Annotated in this window: 21 protein-coding genes and 2 tRNA genes; 20 read left to right on the forward strand and 3 right to left on the reverse strand. The window is 39.2% G+C overall.

From position 1 onward, the window contains the following. Positions 1 to 9: 9 nt before the first annotated feature. From ACPUEN_RS18275 to ACPUEN_RS18350, 16 genes are all read left to right on the forward strand, one after another. Positions 10 to 1110: a glycosyltransferase gene (locus tag ACPUEN_RS18275; protein ID WP_425637365.1), complete on the forward strand. Its 1101-nt coding sequence runs from the start codon at positions 10 to 12 to the stop codon at positions 1108 to 1110. Positions 1111 to 1143: 33 nt separating this feature from the next. Beyond that, positions 1144 to 1395, forward strand: a complete 252-nt coding sequence (locus ACPUEN_RS18280) for a hypothetical protein (RefSeq protein WP_425637366.1) — start codon at positions 1144 to 1146, stop codon at positions 1393 to 1395. A 2-nt stretch (positions 1396 to 1397) separates the two neighbouring features. Then, positions 1398 to 2609 (forward strand): PP2C family protein-serine/threonine phosphatase, encoded by a 1212-nt coding sequence (locus tag ACPUEN_RS18285; RefSeq protein WP_425637367.1) that lies wholly within the window; start codon positions 1398 to 1400, stop codon positions 2607 to 2609. Between the two features lies 1 nt (position 2610). Next, on the forward strand, positions 2611 to 3237 hold the full coding sequence (locus tag ACPUEN_RS18290; protein WP_425637368.1) for a polysaccharide deacetylase family protein: 627 nt from the start codon (positions 2611 to 2613) through the stop codon (positions 3235 to 3237). Beyond that, complete coding sequence (locus tag ACPUEN_RS18295) at positions 3234 to 4343, forward strand: glycosyltransferase (protein WP_425637369.1); 1110 nt, start codon at positions 3234 to 3236, stop codon at positions 4341 to 4343. The genes ACPUEN_RS18290 and ACPUEN_RS18295 overlap by 4 nt, the downstream gene beginning before the upstream one ends. A 129-nt stretch (positions 4344 to 4472) precedes the next feature. Continuing rightward, the gene (locus ACPUEN_RS18300; RefSeq protein ID WP_425637370.1) at positions 4473 to 5249 is read left to right on the forward strand and encodes a TatD family hydrolase; all 777 of its coding nucleotides are present in this window, start codon (positions 4473 to 4475) and stop codon (positions 5247 to 5249) included. Continuing rightward, a complete protein-coding gene (locus tag ACPUEN_RS18305; RefSeq protein WP_111611493.1) occupies positions 5246 to 6313 on the forward strand; it encodes an asparaginase in 1068 nt (355 codons plus the stop codon). The genes ACPUEN_RS18300 and ACPUEN_RS18305 overlap by 4 nt, the downstream gene beginning before the upstream one ends. Before the next feature lie 167 nt (positions 6314 to 6480). Then, a complete protein-coding gene (locus ACPUEN_RS18310; protein ID WP_425637371.1) occupies positions 6481 to 7152 on the forward strand; it encodes a hypothetical protein in 672 nt (223 codons plus the stop codon). Positions 7153 to 7306: 154 nt separating this feature from the next. Further along, positions 7307 to 7396: transfer RNA gene (locus ACPUEN_RS18315), tRNA-Ser, on the forward strand. A 1072-nt stretch (positions 7397 to 8468) separates the two neighbouring features. Further along, positions 8469 to 9275 carry a MotA/TolQ/ExbB proton channel family protein gene (locus tag ACPUEN_RS18320; protein ID WP_111611495.1) on the forward strand — a complete coding sequence of 269 codons (807 nt, stop codon included), beginning with the start codon at positions 8469 to 8471 and terminating at the stop codon, positions 9273 to 9275. A gap of 56 nt (positions 9276 to 9331) precedes the next feature. Then, positions 9332 to 9661, forward strand: a complete 330-nt coding sequence (locus tag ACPUEN_RS18325) for a hypothetical protein (protein WP_111611496.1) — start codon at positions 9332 to 9334, stop codon at positions 9659 to 9661. A 1-nt stretch (position 9662) separates the two neighbouring features. Continuing rightward, positions 9663 to 10298 (forward strand): ExbD/TolR family protein, encoded by a 636-nt coding sequence (locus ACPUEN_RS18330; protein ID WP_425637372.1) that lies wholly within the window; start codon positions 9663 to 9665, stop codon positions 10296 to 10298. Between the two features lies 1 nt (position 10299). Then, positions 10300 to 10764, forward strand: coding sequence for an ExbD/TolR family protein (locus ACPUEN_RS18335; protein ID WP_111611498.1), 465 nt, complete (start codon positions 10300 to 10302; stop codon positions 10762 to 10764). Between the two features lie 63 nt (positions 10765 to 10827). Beyond that, positions 10828 to 12141, forward strand: coding sequence for an MFS transporter (locus ACPUEN_RS18340; protein WP_425637373.1), 1314 nt, complete (start codon positions 10828 to 10830; stop codon positions 12139 to 12141). Position 12142: 1 nt separating this feature from the next. Then, positions 12143 to 13612, forward strand: coding sequence for an NAD(P)H-hydrate dehydratase (locus ACPUEN_RS18345; protein ID WP_425637374.1), 1470 nt, complete (start codon positions 12143 to 12145; stop codon positions 13610 to 13612). A 62-nt stretch (positions 13613 to 13674) separates the two neighbouring features. Next, the gene (locus ACPUEN_RS18350) at positions 13675 to 14862 is read left to right on the forward strand and encodes an MFS transporter (RefSeq protein ID WP_111611501.1); all 1188 of its coding nucleotides are present in this window, start codon (positions 13675 to 13677) and stop codon (positions 14860 to 14862) included. A 38-nt stretch (positions 14863 to 14900) separates the two neighbouring features. Here ACPUEN_RS18350 and asnS read toward each other — a convergent pair whose 3' ends face one another. Next, entirely contained in the window at positions 14901 to 16352 is a 1452-nt protein-coding gene (gene asnS / locus ACPUEN_RS18355) for an asparagine--tRNA ligase (protein WP_425637375.1), read from the reverse strand. Between the two features lie 177 nt (positions 16353 to 16529). Between asnS and rpoN the strand changes: the two genes are divergently transcribed. Continuing rightward, positions 16530 to 17984, forward strand: a complete 1455-nt coding sequence (rpoN, locus tag ACPUEN_RS18360; protein ID WP_425637376.1) for an RNA polymerase factor sigma-54 — start codon at positions 16530 to 16532, stop codon at positions 17982 to 17984. A 74-nt stretch (positions 17985 to 18058) separates the two neighbouring features. Next, positions 18059 to 18604, forward strand: coding sequence for a PA-phosphatase (locus ACPUEN_RS18365; RefSeq protein ID WP_425637377.1), 546 nt, complete (start codon positions 18059 to 18061; stop codon positions 18602 to 18604). 49 nt (positions 18605 to 18653) lie between these two features. On the opposite strand, the gene ACPUEN_RS18370 is transcribed toward ACPUEN_RS18365, so the two are convergent. Further along, a complete protein-coding gene (locus ACPUEN_RS18370; protein ID WP_111611505.1) occupies positions 18654 to 19409 on the reverse strand; it encodes a porin family protein in 756 nt (251 codons plus the stop codon). 180 nt (positions 19410 to 19589) lie between these two features. Between ACPUEN_RS18370 and ACPUEN_RS18375 the strand changes: the two genes are divergently transcribed. Then, positions 19590 to 19663 (forward strand) — tRNA-Arg (locus ACPUEN_RS18375). Positions 19664 to 19792: 129 nt separating this feature from the next. Continuing rightward, a complete protein-coding gene (locus ACPUEN_RS18380) occupies positions 19793 to 20038 on the forward strand; it encodes a hypothetical protein (RefSeq protein ID WP_111611506.1) in 246 nt (81 codons plus the stop codon). An 84-nt stretch (positions 20039 to 20122) separates the two neighbouring features. Here the strand turns inward: ACPUEN_RS18380 and yidC are convergent, their stop codons facing one another. After that, on the reverse strand, positions 20123 to 21931 hold the full coding sequence (gene yidC, locus ACPUEN_RS18385; protein WP_425637378.1) for a membrane protein insertase YidC: 1809 nt from the start codon (positions 21929 to 21931) through the stop codon (positions 20123 to 20125). Positions 21932 to 21958: the final 27 nt, after the last annotated feature.

Consider the following 21958-nt stretch of genomic DNA (forward strand, 5'->3'; position numbering starts at 1 on the left):
GCCCAAAACATGCTAAGTTTTTACCTCATTTGGTCTCTGAGTTACTTCACATTGCTTTGGTGGATGGGTAGATTTTGGTCGATTAATTCTGATAAATCACGTAATCAGACATTTATTCCCACTGTGACATTGCTCATTCCTTTCAGAAATGAAGCTAAAAATATCGAGAGACTAAGTGCCAATATTAAGAGGCTCAACTACTCAAACCTTGAGGTTATCCTGATAGATGATCATTCTGAAGATGACTCCTATGAGCTTTTGAAAAAGTCCTTAAAGAAAAATGAGAATGTTAAAATATTAAGAAGTGAGAAAACTGGTAAGAAGCGAGCGCTGGAATTTGGAGTAAATGCAGCTAAAAGTCAAATCATACTTTGCTCAGACGCCGACTGTGAATTTTCAGAGTTTTGGGTAGAAAAGATGGTCTTGCCTTTTCAGGAACCCAAAGTTCAGTTGGTTGCAGGACCTGTTCTCACCGAAGAACGAGCTGGGTTTTTAGAAGCTTTTCAAATTTTAGACTGGGCAAGTATTTTATTACTTACTAATTACTCCTTTATTCACCAAAATCCTTTGATGTGCAGTGCTGCGAATCTGGCTTACAGAAAGGAGGCTTTTGAGCAAGTAAATGGATATGACGGCAATCTCGAGTTTGCTTCAGGAGACGATGAGTTTTTGCTAAAGAAAATCCATGCAGAATATAGCAAAGGAGCCTGTCTTTATTTAACTTCAGTAGAATCACTGGTTAAGACGAAGCCTGAGCTTACTTGGGATTCCTTGATCAATCAGCGCGTTCGATGGGCAAGTAAGTGGAAGGCACATTTTTCTATTTCTCATGCGCTATCAGCTGCGGGAGCTTTTCTGACTCACTTGATATGGATAGGAAGCATCTATTTAGTTTTTCTTGGAGCAAAGGGAATTATAGCTTTTGGGTTAGTTTGGCTGATTAAAATTGCTGCTGAAAAGTTGAGTCTGGGAAAAGTCCTTGAAACGCTGGGTGCGCAGCCGAGTAATATTACTCTGCTTCAGATTTCCCTGGTTCATCCTTTTTATGTTTTGCGAGTTGGGATTGCAGCTTTAAGCGGAAAATTCACTTGGAAAGGCAGGGAGAACTAGAGAAGTGTTAATTTACAATCTGAAACTTAGATCATGAGCGAAGAAGAATTTGACTTGATGGACGAACTCTATTTTGTCCAACCCTATTCATACCTTGCGGAAACCCTAGCTTGGGAAGATGAATTGCTATTGGCAACTTTGCAAAAGCTCTATTCCCAAGGATTGGTCAAGTGTCTGGATGATCCAGATACAGAGAGATTTGGGGTAGTAGACATCAGCAAGGAAGGAAAGGATTTATATTTTTTGGCAACGAAAAAAGGCCTGATGGCACATAATACACTTTAAAATTGATCAAAGAAACACACAAATTCCAACGGAAGGAACTGCAACTTAAATCTCTGCTAGAGATCACTCAGGCTATTAATGAAAATCAGTCTGAAGCAGTTTTGCTCAATATTTTCAAGTTTACCTGCCTAGTCCATTTGAATATCAAAGCCCTGATTCTATACGTGGCAAAGGAAGGTGCTTTTGAAAATAAAATTTCCCACGGAGTGAAAGGGAATGTGCCTAAGTTGATTTCTGCCGATCAAGTTTTGGATGAAAAGTCTACAGGTGAATTGAGATTGGAATTGGAGGAGCAATATTCCTTTGCGGAGCTCGAAACCTATCTGCCAGTCTACCACAAAGACAAGATGCTCGCGATTCTTTTTCTCAAGCGAAAGGATTTGAGTTTGGATTTAGATCTGAACTTCACCCAAGCTTTAACCAATATTTTGGTTGTGGCTTTGGAAAATAAGCGATTCGCCAGAAAACAGCTGGAACAGGAGATCTTGAATCGTGAAGTTGCGATAGCCTCTCAGGTGCAGCAAATGCTTTTCCCTGCAGAACTTCCTATTGATAAAGAGCTCAAAGCTAAAGTGACTTATTTGCCTCATAGCATGGTGGGTGGAGACTATTATGATTTGATCCGCAAATCAAAAGATGAAGTCTATTTCTGTATTGCCGATGTTTCTGGAAAAGGAATTTCTGCTGCCTTGCTTATGTCTAATTTTCAAGCGGCACTTCGTACACTTTTGCGAAGCGACGCAGATTTGGAAATGGTGGTAAAACAATTGAATTATACGTTGTTTGAAAACACCAATGGTGAGCGATTCATTACTTTTTTCCTTGGTTACTTCAATTTCAAAACCAGAGAGCTCACTTACGTCAACGCTGGGCATAATCCGCCATTGTTGTATAGAGAAGGAGAGGAAAAAGGCGAGAATTTAGATGCTGGAACGACTATTCTTGGGGCTTTTGATGAGTTGCCTTTTTTGGAAATAGGAAAGCGAGAAGACCTCAATAACTTTTCTTTGCATCTATATACTGATGGCCTGACCGAAGCTATGAATCCATCCGGAGACGAGTTTGGAGAGGAGCGATTAGAGAAATTTGTAAGTAAAAATGGAGGCTTGGATCCAGATGACTTTCATCGGAAGTTTTTGAAGAAGATCAATGCTTTTTCAAAAGATGTTCCTCTGAGAGATGACTTGACTTTGCTCAGTTTAAAGTTCCAATAGTATGATTTTGCATACGGTTCCGAAGCTTTTTCAGATGCTTTATCCTGAGAGGATTTGGAAGAAAAGTGCAGATGATAATACAATCTACCTGACTTTTGATGATGGTCCAGTGCCCGGAGTTACAGACTATGTTTTGCAGGAGCTGGCCAAAAGAAATCAGCAAGCTACCTTTTTTGTGGTCGGTGATAACGTTAGGAAGAACCCAACCTTAGCTCACGAAATCATCAAGGCAGGTCATAAACTAGGCAATCATACCTTCAATCATATAAACGGCTGGAAAACAGCAAACTCTGAATATCTAGAAAACATAGAACTCTGCGATAAAACCCTTCAGGATGTTTTGAGCATAAAAACGAAGATTTTTCGTCCACCCTATGGTTTGATCAAATCGAATCAGGTGGTGGAGGTTTCCAAATGCTATGATATTGTAATGTGGACTATGTTGTCAGGAGATTATGATCAACGTATTAAGCCTGAAGTGGTCTTGAGAAAATCAATAAAACATACTAGCGAAGGCTCTATAGCAGTTTTCCACGATCAATTAAAAACTAAAGCACTTTTGCCAAAAATTTTGCCTCAATACCTTGATTACATACAAGAACTGGGTTGGAAAACTGGAGTGTTATGATCATTTGGTTGTCCATAGGTGCTTTGGTGTTGATTCAGGTACAGTTTGTTGTTCTGCTGGTCAGAATGAGATTTTTCTGGAAAAACCATGCTAAGGATACTGATTTTGATTTACCACTAGTTTCAATTTTAGTTGCAGCACGAAATGAAGAAGTAGATCTTCCTAACCTTCTATCCTCCTTTGAAAAGTTGGATTACCCTTCTGATCGAATCCAGTTCCTGTTTGCTGATGACCAAAGTTCAGACTCAACCCCTGAGATTTTGGGAAATTGGTGTGGGATACAACCTAATCGGACTTTCTTAACTATTGCTCCACTCCAAACTGGATTATATAACCAAAATGGTAAGGCAAATGCCTTGGCAATTTTGGGAGAAAAGGCGACTGGGGAATATTATTTTTTTACAGATGCAGACTGTGAGGTAAACCCAAATTGGATTCGTGAAGGAGTTTCGTGTTTCAGTGAAACTATTGGTCTGGTGATTGGGATTACTAAAGTCAAGGCAAAAAGTTTGTTAGAGAAGTTTCAGGAGATTGATTGGTGGTTGACATTGGGTTTTGTGAAAGTGGCTACGGATCTGGGGGTTCAGACCACAGGACTTGGAAACAACATGGTCATTAGTAAAGAGGCCTATGAACGATCTGGAGGGTTTAAAAAATTGCCCTTTTGCCTTACCGAAGATCTCGAGATCTCAAGAGCAATTCAGCAATCAGGATTTAAAATAGCTCATCAACTGAGTCCTAAGATGCTTGCCATCACCAAGCCAGAAATCAATTTTTCGGCTTTACTTGAACAGCGGAAGCGCTGGATGAGTGGAGTGATGACTTTGCCCTTTTATTGGAAGTTTATTCTATCACTTCAGTTTATTTTTTTTGCAGCGATTATAGGGTTAATACTGCATAATCCTTTGCTAGGGCTTAGTTTGACGTTGATCAAATCTTTTTTTCAAAGCGTATTTCTTATGGGGATAGCCAAAAAAGTGGGTGTTAAAATAGGTTGGGTTTTCTTACTGGTTTTTGATTTTTATAATTTCAGTACTATCCTCCTTACTATTCTTTACTATTTTTGGCCTTCCAAGACCAAATGGAAATCCAGAGAATACTCATGAAACCGAGCCTGCCTAGCAGAAAGGGGATATGACTCAATTGGGCACACATGAGAAAAAGTATAATGTTTACGAGATTCCACGCTTATCTACCTGCCCAAGTAATGGTCTTTAAAAGTAAGATATAACCCTATGAATTATATAGAAACACACGCACATATTTATTCTTCCAAGTTTGACTCCGATAGGGATCAGGTGATCCAAGATATCAGAGAAGCTGGGGTTGAGCGTGTTTATATGCCGAATGTGGATGTGGAAACGATCGCGGCAATGCTTGACTGTGAGGAGAAATATCCAGGATTATGTATTCCGATGATGGGATTGCATCCATGTGATGTGAAGGAAGACTTTCGGGATCAGTTAGTGATCATGGAGGATTGGCTAAATAGGAGGCAATTTGCAGCAGTAGGTGAAATCGGATTGGATCTCTACTGGGACAAAACATTTTTTGAGCAGCAAAAAGAAGCATTGAGAATCCAGATCAATTGGGCAAAAGAAAGAGATTTACCGATTGTTTTGCATTGTAGGGACTCTATGGACGAAACCATAGCTATTGTTCAGGAGGAGCACGATGGCAACCTAAAAGGGATTTTCCATTGTTTTACTGGTGATCTAGCTCAGGCCGAGCAAATTATTGAAATGGGATTTCTACTAGGCATTGGCGGTGTGGCGACTTTCAAAAATGGGGGGTTGGATAAAGTCATCCCTGAAATCAGTATAAAGCATTTTGTGCTGGAAACCGATGCTCCTTACCTAGCACCAGTACCTTATAGAGGGAAAAGGAACTCTCCGGCATATTTACCTATTATTGCAGAGAAAATCGGAGATTACTTGCAGATTTCGAAGGAGGAGGTAGCTCTTCAAACAAAACAAAATGCCCTTAACCTATTCCGTGAGATTGGATCATGAATTATAAAATAGTTAGATTAAATACAGCTCTTCGCACGAGTAAAACTTCTTCGGTTCTTATTGTATATACGGGAGGAACGCTTGGTATGGCCTATGATGATAGTGGTGCATTGGTGCCATTTAACTTTGGGCAGATTCTGGAGAAAATCCCTATTCTATACACGATGGATATTGCTATCACCGTGATTTCATTCCCTGAGCCGATTGATTCTTCTAATGTTACGATGAGTCACTGGAAGGATATGGCATATATAATCTATGAGAATTACGATAGTTACGATGGTTTTGTCGTGCTACACGGTACAGATACCATGGCGTATTCAGCTTCCATGCTAAGCTATATGCTTCAAGGATTGAACAAGCCGGTGATTTTTACGGGAGCGCAATTGCCAATTTCAGCAATGAGATCTGATGCTCGGGAAAATCTGATGACATCCTTAGAAATTGCTACCGCAAAAATCAATGGAGAACCAATAGTGCCAGAGGTATGTATTTTCTTTAACCACCTGTTGCTAAGGGGAAATCGCTCCAAGAAGGTGCAGAGCGTTCACTTTGATGCCTTCGAATCAGAGAATTATCCGCCACTGGCCGAGTCTGGGATTGTCATAGATTATAATACCCAGGCGATTCGCCCCATTGAAACCCATAAGAAATTAGTGAATAGAAACTCACTGGATAACAATGTGCTTATCCTAAAGTTGTTTCCAGGAATCACTCAGAATGTGATCGATGCGACTTTAAATATAAAAGGATTGAAGGCGATAGTGCTGGAAACCTATGGCTCTGGAAATAGTCCAAGTGAAGAGTGGTTTATGGATTCACTCCAAAAAGCAATCAAAAAAGGGATAATTATTCTTAATGTATCCCAGTGTAATGGCGGACGGGTTATCCAAGGCAGATACGAAACTAGTAAGGAGCTTCTGAACGTAGGTGTGATCAGTGGTACGGATATGACTACCGAAGCAGCAGTGACGAAATTGATGTTTTTACTAGGCCAGGAAAATAAGCATTCAGAGATTATTGCAAAGCTGAAGGTGCCATTGGCAGGAGAGATGAGTGCTTAACTCTTGTGGAAGCTCAATTTCGCATTTGAGTATATTGTTCCGTTTAGTTTGAAAAAAGGAGACAGCTATTTTTTAAATTATTGTTAATATTTCACTTTTCAAGAGACTAGCGCAAATTTCATTGGATAAAACACTTAGTTTTAAAGGGTTTTTAATACTATATACGGATGAGGAATTTGAAGTCATTTTCAACAGCTGCATTTTTCATAGCAACAGCAATTTTAGCGTTTTCTTGCCAAATGGATGATCAGATAGAAGAGATTCAAGAAGCAGAAAATATCGTTAAGGAGACTGTTTTTAGGTTTTCTATCAACCATCGTGAGCAGGATATTTTGAGTGGAGCAGGAACCGATTTATCATGGGACTGGCAATCAGTGAATCAAATAGTGTCTGCATACATTGACTTTCCTCAGTCCCCAACTATTTCGCAACTTACTATTCCGGCACCTTGGTATACACAGGGCAACCCGCTTAATACGATTGAAAAAGATATTTATTCAAAGGATGGATGGGTATTAGTTATGCGAAATTTTGGTTCCTCTGAGAGTGCTGTGAAAAGACCTTATTTCGGATTGCTAAATACCAAAACAAATATTCTCAAGATTTTCATTCACAACTCACAATGGCAGCCTGGCCATTATTTAGAGTCTAACCTAGTCCTAGTTGATAGTCAGAATATCCACAGTAGAAGTTTTGAGTCCAAACCTGCTAAAATAGTCCAATTTGATTCCTGGTTTAATTTGGAGTTTCAGCTAGATCAAAATCAGCTAAGCCCTCCATATGCAAATTTCAGTTTCCTAATTGACTGCGCAGGAATCCTTGAAACTGAAGTAGGTTGAAATTTGAAATTCTAAACGTGTTTTCTTGAAAACCTTCTTAAATGAAAAGAATGGGAATTAGATTCCTGTGTTTTTTTTAGATATAGTTTGTAGGAGGCTCAATTTATTCATTTCTTTGCACTCCGATTTGGGATACTGGATCGGAAGCCAAGCTAGAGAGGTGGCCGAGTGGCTGAAGGCGCACGCTTGGAAAGCGTGTATACTCGTGAGGGTATCGAGGGTTCGAATCCCTTCCTCTCTACCAGAAAAGCCAGTTTTAGCAATAAAACTGGCTTTTTCTATTTCATCTATTTATAGTACAAAAGTGGAAGGGGATGAGAATTCCCGGGTTTGAATCCGAATATCGGGAGATACGCGAGAGATGGTGCGGCATGGCCGTGCATATGAGCAATCCCGTCCTCTCTACAGATTGTTACCCTAACTATCCGAAATAATGATAGTTAAGGCTAGCTTGTTTTAGTGATTGCGGGTTGTAGGCTAGGCTTAAGTACTAATAGACCTGAATGTTATTCGTCGCCTTGAGTTGGGACTTTCAAAAGTCTCATCGATACATCATTAGATTTTATTGTCTCTCATCCTGAGGTTCTGGAAAAAGCATAACGAGATTCTAATTAATATTTTCCTTTTCTGGGTGCCTCTAATGTGTTTTGGTCATGAAGGCGATGGGTAGATCACGGGATCAAATGCTGAAACTATTTTTATCGAAATGTAAATCAACTCAAAGTAATAAAGCTTGTGGTTCTAATCATCTTTCAAGTTGTATTGGGTCTTTTTTACTTCACTCAACCTTACTTGGAAGGTTATTTATTTACTAGAAGAAATGAAAGAAAGCCACACATGCTTTTTCAGAATAGCATTTGGGAATATGTCAGGAAAAGCAACAGTGAAAAATTTAAACTTTGTTAAATATGATTAGGAGTATAGTTAGTTTCTTCAAGGATTTTTGCAACTTATAGACAATTAGAAAAATTTCATTGAGGAATAGTATTAAAATGTTTCAGGTTGTAATAATCGATTAGTCAGTGTTTTATGATCAATTATAAGAAAGCTTGGCTCTCTTAGACATTTTAATTTTTCTTTCTGCGAAAAAATAAGAACCTTACACCGAGTTTTGGAGATATATGATCTTTTAAAATGTAAAAGGAATTACTTCCGTTCGTGTAAAAGCTTGCTTAATCCTGAGATATAAGCCTGATTTTTCACAAAATTCTAAAAGAGTCGTTTGTTTTTTGAATTTAAAAAATGATAACTTTAAAACTCGATTCTAGAGTAGAAACCATTTAACCTTTATCAAAAGTCTATTTAAAATCCACATTATGAGAAAGTTAATCGCTTTGTTCATGCTTGCAGGCATCCTTTTCGCACCTGTCATCGCTAACGCACAAGATGCAGCAGATACCGCAGCACAAGAAGAACCAACCCCAGTAGCAGTTGAGCCTGCTGCATCTCCTACAATTATTGACGATGAGATCGTTGAAGAGGAGCTAAGCTTCCACCAAGTTGTAAAGGAGAAATTCATCGAAGGTGATCCTCTTTACATGACTCCAGTATTGATCTGTTTGATCTTGGGTCTTGCGGTTGCATTGGAAAGAATCATCACCCTGAACCTTTCTACGACCAACACTAAGAAATTGTTGACTAAAGTAGAAGATGCTCTTGAATCAGGAGGAGTAGAAGCAGCCAAAGATGTTACTAAAAACACTAAAGGTCCTGTAGCTTCTATCTTTACTCAAGGTCTGATGAGATATTCAGAAGGAATCGAGATGGTGGAGAAATCTATTATTTCTTATGGTTCTGTAGAAATGGGTAGATTGGAAAAAGGTCTGGTATGGATCTCTCTTTTCATATCTCTTGCTCCAATGTTGGGTTTCATGGGAACGGTAATTGGTATGATCGGTGCATTCGATTCTATCGAAGCAGCTGGTGATATCTCTCCATCTCTAGTAGCGGGTGGTATCAAAATCGCCCTTTTGACTACAGTTGCTGGTTTGATCGTAGCGATCATCCTTCAGTTGTTCTACAACTATTGTGTAGCTAAAATTGATTCTTTGGTTAATGACATGGAAGATGCTTCCATTACATTGGTTGACATCTTGGTTAAGCATAAATTGACTGGCAAGTAAGCCGTCAATTTTGTTGGACCTGAATTTATACGTTAACCTCAAAGAAAAACTACATTATGGATACTTATGACATCTTATTATACGGAAGTTACATCCTAATCGCAGTTGGTGCTGTAGTGGCTGTTTTTATGCCATTGATCAAGTCTTTGGATAATCCAAAAAGCTTGCTTAAAACTGCAGTGGGAATTGTTGGTATAGTTGTTTTGTTCTTCATAGCTTACTCAATTTCAAGCAATGAAGTGCTTCCAAAATTTGAAGCTTCTCCATTTAACTTGACTCCTGCGGGATCTCAGTTAGTTGGCGGAATGCTTATCACCACCTATATTCTTGCACTCGTTGCTTTAGGTAGCATCGTATTGACAGAATTGAATAAAGCGATAAAGTAATATGGCCAGAAAGAAAAATAGAATGAGTACGGAGGTCAATGCAGGCTCTATGGCAGATATTGCTTTCCTGCTACTGATCTTCTTTCTCGTCACCACTACGATCGCATCGGATAAGGGTATTTTAAATATTCTTCCTCCGAAGCTTGATCCAAACAATCCTCCTCCAGAAATTGATCTGAATGAGCGAAATATCTTCACTATTCTACTTAATGCCAATGATCAGTTGTTGGTTGAAGGTGAATTCAGAGATAATCCTGATGGATTAGATGAAGATGTTAAGGCGTTTATCTTGAATTTTGGTCAGCCAGATGAAGAGGGTGCAGCGCTTTATAACACGCTTCCAGCTTCTTTGAAAGCATTGTCCGCAAAACTTCCAGATTCTTCGGATGATCCAGGAGAGGCGGTAGTTTCGATAAAAACAGACCGTGGTACCAGCTATGACAAATATCTTGAAGTATTTGATTTAACTAAGAAAGCATACTTCGATATTTATGCTGCTCGAGTTAATTTAAGTACTGATGAGTATAGAGCATTGACTGGTAAAAATGACGCCGAAGTAAGTTTACAGGATAAAGGCAAGGAAGGAATTCCGATGGCTATATCTATTGCAGAACCTAATAAGATAGGAGGAAATTAAAATGGGAAAGTTCGGAAAGAAAAATAAAGTCTCGGAGAATATCCCAACCTCAGCGTTACCGGATATTATCTTTATGTTACTCTTCTTTTTCATGGTAACAACCGTGTTAAGGGATCAAGAGATACTGGTGGAGCAGAAAATTCCTCAAGCTACCCAACTGCAGAAGCTGCAGAAGAAGACGCTTATTTCTTATATCTTCATTGGTAAGCCTAAGAATACAGCACTTTATGGTACAGAACCTAGAGTACAAGCGAATGATGCCTTATTGAATACTCCTGATATTGTTCAGTGGGTGAACCAAGAGCGTGATTTGCTTCCTGAATCTGATCGTGGATTAATTACTATTTCCATGAAAGCTGATAGAGATGTAAAAATGGGTCCTATCTCTGATGTTCAGACTGAACTAAGAGAGGCAGATGCAAGAAGAATACTTTACGCTTCTACAGGTAAAGTTAAGAACGATTAATATTTTCTATTGATTATATAAAAGCTATCCCAATTCCAGGGATAGCTTTTTTTTGTAGTATTTATGCTAGCTTCTCTTAAAAACACCCAGAAAATTCAAAATGCCTGGGCGATGTATGACTGGGCAAATTCAGTTTACAGTTTGGTGATTACTTCGACGATTTTTCCAGTTTATTTTAATAGTGTTACAAAGGGGTTAAGCGCTAATGATGCTGTTGATTTTTTTGGTTTCGAAATCGTAAACACAGTTTTATATTCTTATTCCATTTCCTTTTCCTTTTTAATTATTGCTTTGATATCTCCAATACTGTCTGGTATTGCTGATGCAAGCGGAAAGAAACTTCAATTCATGAAGTTTTTTGCCTATATGGGCTCTCTTTCATGTGTTGCTCTTTTCTTTTTTGATGGAAATAATCTTGAGTGGGGGATATGTTTTAGTGTCTTAGCAAGTGTGGGGTATGCTGGAAGTATTGTTTTTTACAATGCCTATTTACCAGAGATTACCACTCCTGATAAATTTGATCTTTTAAGTGCAAAGGGGTTTGCCCTGGGATACATTGGTAGTGTTATACTATTAGTTGTAAATTTGCTAATGATCCAGTTTCCATCTTGGTTTATGCTTTCTGATGATGGTATGGCAGCACGTTTTTCATTTCTGATTACCGGTTTATGGTGGGCTGGATTTTCTCAGATTCCTTTCAGAATACTACCACAAAACCCATTTGGAAAGGATATTAGAAAAGAGTTTTTGCTCAAAGGTTACCAAGAAATACAAAAAGTGTGGAATGAGGTAAAGCAAATAAAAGTGATGAATCGATTTCTCGCTTCCTTCTTCTTTTATTCTATGGGTGTCCAAACAGTAATGTACTTAGCTGCCACGTTTGGAGATAAGGAACTTGGATTACCTGGTGATCAGTTAATCATGACTATTTTGATTATTCAGATAGTGGCCATAGCAGGTAGCTATTTCTTTGCGTTTATTTCCAAAAAATATGGGAATAAGCAGAGTTTGGTGATTATGGTTTTGATCTGGGTAGGGATATGTGCAAGTGCATATTATGTATATACTGTCTATGAGTTTTTTGCATTGGCTTTTGTCGTTGGATTGGTGATGGGAGGAATACAATCCTTATCTAGATCAACATTCTCCAAGTTAATCCCGAGAGACACCACAGATCATGCTTCCTATTTTAGCTTTTATGACGTGACCGAGAAGGTAGCTATTGTCCTAGGTACTTTCTCCTATGGATTTATAGAGCAAATCACAGGAAGTATGCGAAACTCAGCTCTTTCTCTAGGTTTATTTTTTCTTGTTGGCTTAGGTTTCCTACTTTTAGTTACTATCCCTAAGAAGGGGTTGGGAACTGAAGTAGGATAACATGCAAAAAATACTAGCTGGAAATCAAGTCAAAGATCTTGATTCACAACACCTAAAATTATGTGGGCAAGAAAGCCATGAGTTAATGGAGGCAGCTGCGCATTCTTTTGTGAATTGGTTTGTGGACCAAAATTTTTCTCTAAACTCTCCTGTTCTAATTGCTGTAGGAGGTGGAAATAACGGAGGCGATGGGTTGGCAATTGCGAGATTATTAACTAAGAAGTCATTTTCAGTTTCAATACTTCAATGTTTTGAATCTATTGACAAATTGAGTCCTGATGGACTTTTGAACTATAACAATCTTCCCAAGTCGATTGACCTTATATCTTTTGAAAATTGGCAGTTTCCAGAGAATTCCATATTGATTGACGCATTTCTTGGCGTTGGTTTAAAGGGAGAGCTTAGACCAGTTGCGAAGAAGTATATTACTCGGTTGAATGAATATGATGGAAAGGTAATCAGCATTGATATCCCTTCGGGCTTGCCTTCCGATGACATTGTGTCAAATACAGCGATAAAAGCAGACTTTACTGTTAGTTTTGAATTTCCGAAGCTTTCATTGATTTTACCAGAGCACGGTGAATTTGTTGGTGAATTAGTAATCCTGAAAATTGGGGTAGTAAATGCAGCCTATAATGGGATAGATTCATCATTATATTATCTGGAAGCACAAGACATTCCTCCATTGCATAAATCTTTTAGCAGGTTTAGTTACAAGGGGGATATGGGTAAGGTACTGCTGATGGGCGGGAGTCCTGGAAAAATGGGAGCACTTATTCTATTTGCTAAAAGTGCCTTGCGAACGGGTTCAGGCTTGGTTACTTGTCACATGGAGGATTCAGAACGTTTTATTATCCAAACTGCTGTTCCTGAAGCGATGGCCTCATGGGGACTGATCCCAAATCCTGAATTTTACGATTCGGTGGGGATAGGTCCAGGCTGGGGGACGGAAAATAGGGAGCGTTTATTACGGCAGTTTCTACAGGACTTTAAAAAGCCTATTGTAATAGATGCAGACGGATTAAATCTATTAGCGAGGTATCGTGATTTGGTGTCCTTGCTTCCAAAGAATTCTATTCTTACTCCTCACATCGGAGAGTTTACAAGACTCGTTGGCGCTGCGGGGAATCATCCAGAGAGGTTAGAAAAGGCAAAAGCATTTGCTTTAGAGAACCAATTAATTTTGGTGCTAAAAGGAGCAAATACAGTTATAAGTTTTCCTGATGGAAGACAAGTTGTCAATTCTTCTGGGACTAAATATATGGCAACTGGAGGTTCTGGAGATGTGCTTACAGGAATGATTACTTCTTATCTAGGTATGGGGTACACGCCTGAAAATGCTTCACTTTGTGGGGTTTATCATCACGGTTTGGCAGGAGAAATAGCCTCACGTACTAAGAGGAGATCTATGGTTGCAAGTGATATCATAGAAGCAATTCCAGCGACTTACCTTCACTTGAATATTTCTTGATTATTTCTGTTTAAGCAAACTTTATCAGTTTTCCTGAGGTTTCTCATTTATCCATTTTTACTATGAACAAAGAGAAGCTTCTACTCTGGACTTTAGCCGCCATCAATTTTATTCACATTGTCGATTTTATGATTTTGATGCCCTTAGGGCCTCAGCTCATGCGGATCTTTGATATTTCACCGCGTGAATTTGGACTTTTAGTTTCATGCTATACATTTAGCGCAGGAATTTCAAGTTTTTTTGGAGCCTTTGTCTTAGACCGTTTTGATCGAAAAAAAATATTGGTTTGGGTGTACATAGGTTTCGCTATTGCCACTTTAGGATGTGCATTATCACCTAGCTACCCAGTTCTTTTGGCTGCTCGAGTGATCTCAGGTTTATTCGGTGGGTTAACATCGGCTTTGATTTTAGCTATTATTGGCGATGTTATTCCGGATTCCAGGCGTGGTCGGGCGATGGGATTGGTGATGGCAGCTTTTTCTGTAGCATCTGTACTTGGTGTTCCTTTGGGCTTGTTCCTTGCAAGCTTATCAGATTGGCATACACCATTTTTCATCCTTACGGGATTATCTGTATTGAGCCTTGGGATGATTGTCAAATACATTCCAAATATCACAGAACATCTTAAAAATGATGTAGTTCGACCAAATCCTTTAGTCGTGATTCGTAGAGTGACGAGCGATTCTAATCAAATGCGGGCTATCACACTTTCGGTAATGATGATGTTTGGGCAGTTTATGGTAATACCATTTATTAGCCCTTACACTGTGGCAAACGTCGGATTCACTGAGTTACAGCTCACCTACATTTATATGGCTGGCGGTGCATTTACTATTTTTACATCCCCCTGGGTAGGAAAGCTATCTGATAAGTACGGCAAGCAAAAGATCTTTATCATCTTTATGCTGCTTAATTTGATTCCCATTGCCATAATTACCAATCTTGGAGTTACACCTGTGCCTTTTGTATTGATGGTTTCCACAATGTTTTTTGTCACTTCAAACGGAAGGTATGTGCCAGCCGCAGCAATTGTCACAGGGACTTCGAAACCTGAAAACAGGGGTAGTTTTTTAAGTTTCAATTCAGCAGTACAACAATTAGCTACGGGGGTAGCATCTTTAATGGCTGGAATAATAATAGGTGAAAATGCAGCAGGAGAATTAACCAATTACAACATCGTTGGATACTTGGCCATCGGTTTTAGCTTGGTATGTATTCCACTTGCAAGGAGAATTAAAGTGGTTAGTTGAAAAAAAATCCCCAACATTTCTGAAGGGGATTGATGATTTTAAAATTCTGCGTTTCCAGGAGTTCGAGGGAATGCGATTACATCCCTGATATTTCCCATTCCGGTGACAAAAAGCACCATTCGCTCAAAGCCAAGTCCAAAGCCTGCATGAGGCGTAGCACCGAATCTTCTGGTATCCAAATACCACCACATTTCGTCTTGTGGAATATTCATTTCTTCCATTCGTTTAGTAAGTACATCCATTCGCTCCTCTCGCTGAGAACCGCCGACTATTTCACCGATCCCAGGGAAAAGAATATCCATCGCAGCAACAGTTTTTCCATCGTCGTTTTGACGCATGTAGAATGACTTGATGTCCTTAGGATAGTCAGTAAGAATTACCGGCTTTTTGAAGTGTTTTTCCACCAAGAATCGCTCATGCTCAGATTGCAAATCAGCTCCCCAAGATTCGATTAGATAGGAAAATTTCTTTTTCTTATTCGGATTTGAGTTGCGAAGAATATCAATGGCTTCCGTGTAAGTAATTCGCACAAAGTCATTATCTACTACGAATCTCAGCTTATCCATCAAGCTCATTTCGCTTCGCTGATCAGCAGGTTTTACTTTTTCTTCTTCCTGGAGCCTTGTGTCAAGGAAAGCAAGATCCTCTGCACAATTGTCAAGTGCATATCGAATGACATATTTTAAGAAATCTTCAGCAAGATCAGCGTTGTCCTCTGCATCATAGAAAGCCATCTCCGGCTCTATCATCCAGAACTCAGCTAAATGCCTTGTTGTGTTTGAATTCTCTGCTCGGAAAGTAGGGCCAAAGGTATAGATGTCTGCAAGTGCCATTGCTGCCAATTCACCTTCCAGCTGACCAGATACCGTCAGGTTAGTTTCTCTTTCGAAGAAATCTTGCTTGTAGTCGATCCCTCCCTCGCTAGTTTTTGGAGGGTTTTTCAAATCAAGCGTAGTTACTTTAAAGGTCTCCCCGGCTCCTTCTGCATCTGAAGCAGTGATGATTGGTGTATGGATATAAAAGAACCCTTTATCGTTAAAGTATTTATGTACAGCAAAAGCTAAGGCATGCCTAACTCTAAATACTGCGCTGAAAGTATTGGTACGCATTCTCAAATGCGCATTTTCCCGAAGGAACTCCATAGAGTGCTTCTTAGGCTGCAGAGGATATTTTTCAGGGTCCGCTTCACCAAGTACTTCGATAGAAGTTGCATTCAGTTCAGAGCTTTGACCTGCACCCTGAGATGCTACTACGTTTCCGGTTACCTTAAGGCAGGCGCCTGTGGTACATTTTTTTAAGACTTCCTCTGAAATCAAATTTGGGTCAGCCACCACTTGGTAATTGGTAATAATAGAGCCGTCATTCAGTGCAATGAATGAAACATGTTTGTTTCCTCTCTTTGTACGTACCCAGCCCATAAGCGTCACTTCTGTTCCAATCGGATTCGTGTCCAGGATGGTCTTGATTTTGACTCGTTTGTTAAATGCCATTTGGTGATTTGTTAATACAGGAATTATTATCCTGCGAATAATTTAAAGGAATGCAAAAAAACGATTAAATAAGCTTTTTATCAAAAAATTGCTCGTTTTTCCTAACTTTGGCATAAGGGCTTTTTCAAGAGAAAAGGCCTTTTTTGAACCCAAACAGCAGGTTTTACCAAATACTGAATGCAAAAGTTAAATCTTAGCCAATCACTTTCCCAGAAGCTTTCACCTCAGCAAATACAATTTATCAAATTGCTTCAGGTTCCGACAGCCGAATTGGATACCCGAATCGAAGAAGAACTCGAGATTAATCCTGCGCTGGAAGAAGGAAAAACAGAAGAAAAGGATAGTGCGGAGGAGGAATTTGATGATAACTATGAGGAGGAGCCTCTAAAGGATGACCGCGATGTAAATATAGATGACTACTTAGATGATGAGTATGGAGGCTATAAAATGCAGGGCGATGGCAATTACAATGCAGATGAGGAGGATAGAGAAATCCCTATTTCCAGTCAGTCATCACTTCACGAGCAGCTCGTGTCACAATTAAGTTACCTCAAGTTAGATGATAGAGAAAAGATCATTGGGGAGCAGTTAATTGGTAGTATTGAGAATGATGGGTATATCCGTAGAGATTTAGAGGCCATAATTAATGACTTAGCATTCAGCCAAAATATTGAGACAGATATTGATGAGCTAGAAGAGATTTTGAGAAAAATTCAAAATTTTGATCCTGCTGGAATTGCCTCGAGAAATCTTCAAGAGTGTCTTACTATACAGCTTGAGCGCAAAGAGCATCCGGATGACCCAACGGTGCAAAATGCACTTAGGATTATGCAGGATTGCTTCGATGAATTCACCAAAAAGCATTATTCGAAAATTCAGAAGCGTTGTGATCTGAATGATGAGGAGACCAAAGAAGCAGTTAATTTGATTACTAAACTGAATCCAAAGCCAGGAGGAGTGGCAGATGGCTTAGTTCGGACACAATACATCATTCCGGATTTCATGCTGACGAATACTGCTGGCAAATTTGAGATCAGCCTAAATTCTAAGAATGCACCGGAACTAAGAATATCCAGGTCTTATTCTGAGATGTTTGACGCTTACGATAAAAGTGATAAGAAGGATAAAAAACTGAAGGAGACAGTCACTTTTGTCAAGCAAAAGCTAGATGCTGCCAAGTGGTTCATTGATGCTATCAAGCAAAGACAGAATACTCTTTTGAGAACCATGGAAGCTATTCTTCAATATCAAAAAGAGTTTTTCATTGACGGTGATGAAACCAATCTTCGTCCCATGATTTTGAAAGATATAGCGGAGAAAATTGATATGGATATTTCTACCGTTTCACGAGTGGCAAACAGTAAAGCGATTCAGACAGAATTTGGAGTTTACCCACTTAAATACTTTTTCTCCGAAGGAATAGCGACTGATAGTGGCGAAGATGTGAGTAACCGTGAAGTGAAATCTGTTCTTCAAGGAATGGTAGATGCTGAGGATAAGAAGAAGCCACTTTCGGATGATAAGCTGGTCAAAATGCTAAATGCTAAAGGCTATAATATTGCGAGAAGGACTGTTGCAAAATATCGAGAGCAACTACAAATTCCTGTAGCTAGACTAAGAAAAGAATTGTAGTGGGCAGAATTTTTTCGTTAATTATTTCAGTTGTCTTACAGCCACTGGTCATTCCAAGTTTAGTTTTTGGGTTGATGTTTTTTACTGTTCCTGAGTCTACTAGTATCCCTGAGGAATTCAAAATCCGAATCTTTTACCTGATCGTTTTGTCTACACTTGCTATTCCTATGATCACAATTCTAGGATTGCGGTTGAGTGGAACCCTCAGAAGCGTACATATGGCTGAGTTAAAGGATCGGGCTATTCCTTTTTCAGTCACTAGCATTTATTACGTCCTTACCGTCTATTTTTTATATCAAAAGAAAGAACTTGATCCAATTCTATGGCAGGTACTTGGGGTGATCACATTGGCGATTGTAGGCCTTACCTTGATTACTTTTGTATGGAAGATGTCTGCTCACTTGACTGGAATGGGAGGGCTACTAGCGCTGGTCCTGGTGCTAGGGTTTAAATTCCCTACTTTTCGGCCAATTTATCCTTTGCTTGCATCGTTAGTGCTAACTGGGCTGGTTGGGACAGTTAGGTTGTTCTTAGAGGCTCATAGGCCTATTGAGATTTATGTTGGTTTAATTTTTGGTTTTATACTTTGCTTTGTAGGTTTTAGTTGGATTTGGGCATAAAAAAACCGAGCTAAAGCCCGGTTTTTCAAGTTCAAATTATAAAAGTTTATTAGAAAACGTTTACTGCAATACCAAAGTTGATTTGGGTAGCTTCTGTGCCATTTGGTCCCATACCTTTCTGAAAGACTTTATTGAGTCCAAAATAACTCCAAGCATAAAATCCTGGAGAGCCAGCTTTAACTGAAATACCGTATCGGAACTTTTCAAAACCATAATTCTGCGAATCTTTGATTTGTCTCTTCAAGTCATCTGAGTTTTCATACTTTACTTTGGTATGTGACTCATAGAGATAACCGAATTTCCCGCCTACACTTACTGCAAAGCCTTTAGAGTAGTTCGTTTTATTAAAGTGGTAAACGAAGTCCAAGGGAATATCAAAGTAATTAGCAGCTACTACGTTCTTTTTGATATTTATATCATCTCCCAATACTTCAGTGATTTCTCTTAAAACACTCGATTCAGCGCCAAGAGCAGGATTGTTGTATAATGTCTGATCGTCCTTGAAAGCATATTTGTCAGTTCCGACTCCTATACCAATATCCATGGTAAATCCAGAGGCATCTCCAAAAATAGCAATAGGGTATTGATAGTAAACATTGAAAGTGCGGGATGCAAAGAAGTTGATGCCCAGGTCTTCGGCCCTATTATTAAGTTGGTTGAATCCAAACTCTAACTTCAAGTCACTTGGGATATTTGGTCTTCCCCCAATTGGAGTCTTTGATTTTTTGGCGATTTGCAGGCTGTCCTGAGCGAATGCTCCTTGAATCAAAACAAATGCGAACAGGAAGGTGTATATTTTTTTCATCAAATTGGTTTACTTAAATGCACTCAATGCGGGCAAAAATAGGAAATCCCAGCTGATTTACCCCTTTTTTGGTCTTAATTATTCTTAAGGAGGAACGCTGTAACCGAAAGAAAATTATTAAATTTCTATGCGACGGTGTTTGGATAAAATCTAATTTTAAATACCTTTGCATTCCAATTCGGCTTCGTAGCTCAACTGAATAGAGCACCTGATTACGGCTCAGGAGGTTTCAAGTTTGAATCTTGACGAGGTCACAAGGTAAAAGCTTCATAGTTTTCTATGAAGCTTTTTTTGTGTTTTGCCCATTCTTATTTAAAACCATTTTTTTTAAAAGAGAATTTATACTCATTTTAGTCTAACAATTCAGTCCTTTGAGATTTTCAATGAAAAAGTACCTTCCATTTCTGATACTTATTTTAGCTAGTTGCAGCCTTTTTGAGAAGACTGACTTGGTAGATATCCAAGAAATAGATGGGCCTTGTACCATTCAGCTTACGGATGGTACTAGCGTAGTGAGTAATGGCAATATTGAGATCAGTAAGCGGACTCAGGCTATCACCTACCGTGACGAGAATAATAAGATCTGGTCACTATTTAAAAATGATTACACTAGTTACACTTGTGAATAGTCAGTAGTATTTGTTTTCTAGACAAAAAGAAGTCCCAATAAGAATTAACTTATTGGGACTTCTTTTTTAAGCGCTTTGTCAGAATTATTTTTTGCGGTTGGTATCTGCCGCTTTCATTGCATCTTCCAGTTTCTGCTGGAATTTCGATTTCTTTTTATTCACATTCTTCGCCTTGCTCTCTTCCACTTTCGCTCTGATTTTCTCATCATCTACAAATAGCTTGATCAAGGCTTGCTGACCAAATGTCACCATGTTTGACACGAAATAGTAGAAGCTCAATCCTGCAGGATAAGAGTTCAAAATGAACATGAACATCACCGGCATGATATAGCCCAAGTTTTTCATAGGCCCGGTTGCCGTAGTCAGCTGATTGTTGAAGTGCGTATAAATAATCTGAGACACCGTCATCAATAGTGTAAACATACTCACATGAGACCCATAGAAAGGGATAGTAAATGGGAGTTTGAAAAACACGTCATAGGTAGAAAGGTCATTTGCCCAGAGAAATGATTCTTGGCGTAGTTCAATTGCATTTGGAAAGAAGAAGAACATCGCAAACAAGAATGGCATCTGAAGCACCATCGGCAGACAACCGGAGATAGGACTCACACCCAGCTTCGAGAAGAGCTTCATCTGCTCCTGCTGCATCTTGGTCGCGTCGTCACCATACTTCTCCTTCAATTCGTCTATTTCTGGCTTGATCACACGCATCTTAGCCATACCTATGTAAGATTTATAAGTGAGCGGGAAAAGCGCAAGTTTGATCAGAAATACGATGATGATAATGATGACACCGTAGTTGGTGAAGAACTTCTCTAAGAAGGCGAATAGGTTAACGATAATATACTTGTTAACCCAGCTGACGAAGAAGTAGCCCATGTCCACATTTTCCTCAAATCCATTGGTGACTTTTTTGAGGGTATTGTATTGGTCTGGTCCAAAGTAATATGTGAAACCAGCTTTTCCATCTTGAAGCGGGATAGATAAGCTGGTAGCCATGTTGCGTACAATAGTACTGTCTGCTTCAGGAGTACTTTGGGTGATCGTGACGCTTTGGAACTCCGTGTCAGCAATCATTGCTGCTGTAAAGAATCGTTGACTAAAGCCTACCCATTTTACAGGCTCAGGAATAGTTTCTGTTTCCAAATCATTTCCAGCTCCCAGGTTGTCAAAAGACTCTGAGGTAGTATAATAGTTAAGCTGTGCTTGTCTTCTAGATTCTGCGAGATTGCTCTCTTGAGCGATTACTTGATCTTCCCAGGTCAGGGATAGCGCGTTTCCAGTAAATACACTTTGATATCGATCTACTTCAAAAGATTTGTGCACTTGGTAGCTACCATCAGCAAGAGTGAAAGTTTGGATAATTTGTCCACTTTCTGTTCCTGCCTTGAGGGTTAGAGTTTGGATAGTTTCGCCATCTTCATTTTGGCTACTTTCTACCGATGGAGTGAAATAAAGATCGTTCAGGTCTAAAGGTCCATTTTTGCTTTCTATCAAGAAATCCATTTTAGAACTTTCCTGATTGAAAAGTTCAAGTGGCTCCATTTTCCAGCTTTTGTACTCTTTTAGAATTACCTTTTTGACTTGTGCTCCTTTAGAAGAAATTTCCACCAGGATTACGTCGTTTTCAAGTGTAAGAGTTTCTTCTTTTCCTATAGTAATACTTGCTAAAGCACCATATTTTGCAAGTCTTGCTGCATCCAGGGTACTATCATTTTCAGAAATAGTCTCTGTAACTGCTGGTTGGTTTGCTGCATTTGATTGAATCGATTCTGTTTGAGTGGTAGTGGCTGTTTCCACTTCTGGTATCTCAGGCGTACTCGCAAAGAAAAACGAATAAACAAGGATAACTGCTGCAAAAAGAATCAAACCAGTTGCTTGATTTCTGTCCATAAAGATTAATCGTAGTCCCGAAAATGA

The sequence above is a fragment of the Algoriphagus yeomjeoni genome, assembly GCF_049821175.1.
Lineage (GTDB): Bacteria > Bacteroidota > Bacteroidia > Cytophagales > Cyclobacteriaceae > Algoriphagus > Algoriphagus yeomjeoni_A.

Bases quoted from the DNA above. Each gene is read 5' to 3' on its own strand.
- ACPUEN_RS18275 (WP_425637365.1), top strand. From the start codon at position 10: ATGCTAAGTTTTTACCTCATTTGGTCTCTGAGTTACTTCACATTGCTT.
- ACPUEN_RS18280 (WP_425637366.1), top strand. From the start codon at position 1,144: ATGAGCGAAGAAGAATTTGACTTGATGGACGAACTCTATTTTGTCCAA.
- ACPUEN_RS18290 (WP_425637368.1), top strand. From the start codon at position 2,611: ATGATTTTGCATACGGTTCCGAAGCTTTTTCAGATGCTTTATCCTGAG.
- ACPUEN_RS18295 (WP_425637369.1), top strand. From the start codon at position 3,234: ATGATCATTTGGTTGTCCATAGGTGCTTTGGTGTTGATTCAGGTACAG.
- ACPUEN_RS18300 (WP_425637370.1), top strand. From the start codon at position 4,473: ATGAATTATATAGAAACACACGCACATATTTATTCTTCCAAGTTTGAC.
- ACPUEN_RS18305 (WP_111611493.1), top strand. From the start codon at position 5,246: ATGAATTATAAAATAGTTAGATTAAATACAGCTCTTCGCACGAGTAAA.
- ACPUEN_RS18310 (WP_425637371.1), top strand. From the start codon at position 6,481: ATGAGGAATTTGAAGTCATTTTCAACAGCTGCATTTTTCATAGCAACA.
- ACPUEN_RS18320 (WP_111611495.1), top strand. From the start codon at position 8,469: ATGAGAAAGTTAATCGCTTTGTTCATGCTTGCAGGCATCCTTTTCGCA.
- ACPUEN_RS18325 (WP_111611496.1), top strand. From the start codon at position 9,332: ATGGATACTTATGACATCTTATTATACGGAAGTTACATCCTAATCGCA.
- ACPUEN_RS18330 (WP_425637372.1), top strand. From the start codon at position 9,663: ATGGCCAGAAAGAAAAATAGAATGAGTACGGAGGTCAATGCAGGCTCT.
- ACPUEN_RS18335 (WP_111611498.1), top strand. From the start codon at position 10,300: ATGGGAAAGTTCGGAAAGAAAAATAAAGTCTCGGAGAATATCCCAACC.
- ACPUEN_RS18340 (WP_425637373.1), top strand. From the start codon at position 10,828: ATGCTAGCTTCTCTTAAAAACACCCAGAAAATTCAAAATGCCTGGGCG.
- ACPUEN_RS18345 (WP_425637374.1), top strand. From the start codon at position 12,143: ATGCAAAAAATACTAGCTGGAAATCAAGTCAAAGATCTTGATTCACAA.
- ACPUEN_RS18350 (WP_111611501.1), top strand. From the start codon at position 13,675: ATGAACAAAGAGAAGCTTCTACTCTGGACTTTAGCCGCCATCAATTTT.
- asnS (WP_425637375.1), bottom strand. From the start codon at position 16,352: ATGGCATTTAACAAACGAGTCAAAATCAAGACCATCCTGGACACGAAT.
- rpoN (WP_425637376.1), top strand. From the start codon at position 16,530: ATGCAAAAGTTAAATCTTAGCCAATCACTTTCCCAGAAGCTTTCACCT.
- ACPUEN_RS18365 (WP_425637377.1), top strand. From the start codon at position 18,059: ATGTTTTTTACTGTTCCTGAGTCTACTAGTATCCCTGAGGAATTCAAA.
- ACPUEN_RS18370 (WP_111611505.1), bottom strand. From the start codon at position 19,409: ATGAAAAAAATATACACCTTCCTGTTCGCATTTGTTTTGATTCAAGGA.
- ACPUEN_RS18380 (WP_111611506.1), top strand. From the start codon at position 19,793: ATGAAAAAGTACCTTCCATTTCTGATACTTATTTTAGCTAGTTGCAGC.
- yidC (WP_425637378.1), bottom strand. From the start codon at position 21,931: ATGGACAGAAATCAAGCAACTGGTTTGATTCTTTTTGCAGCAGTTATC.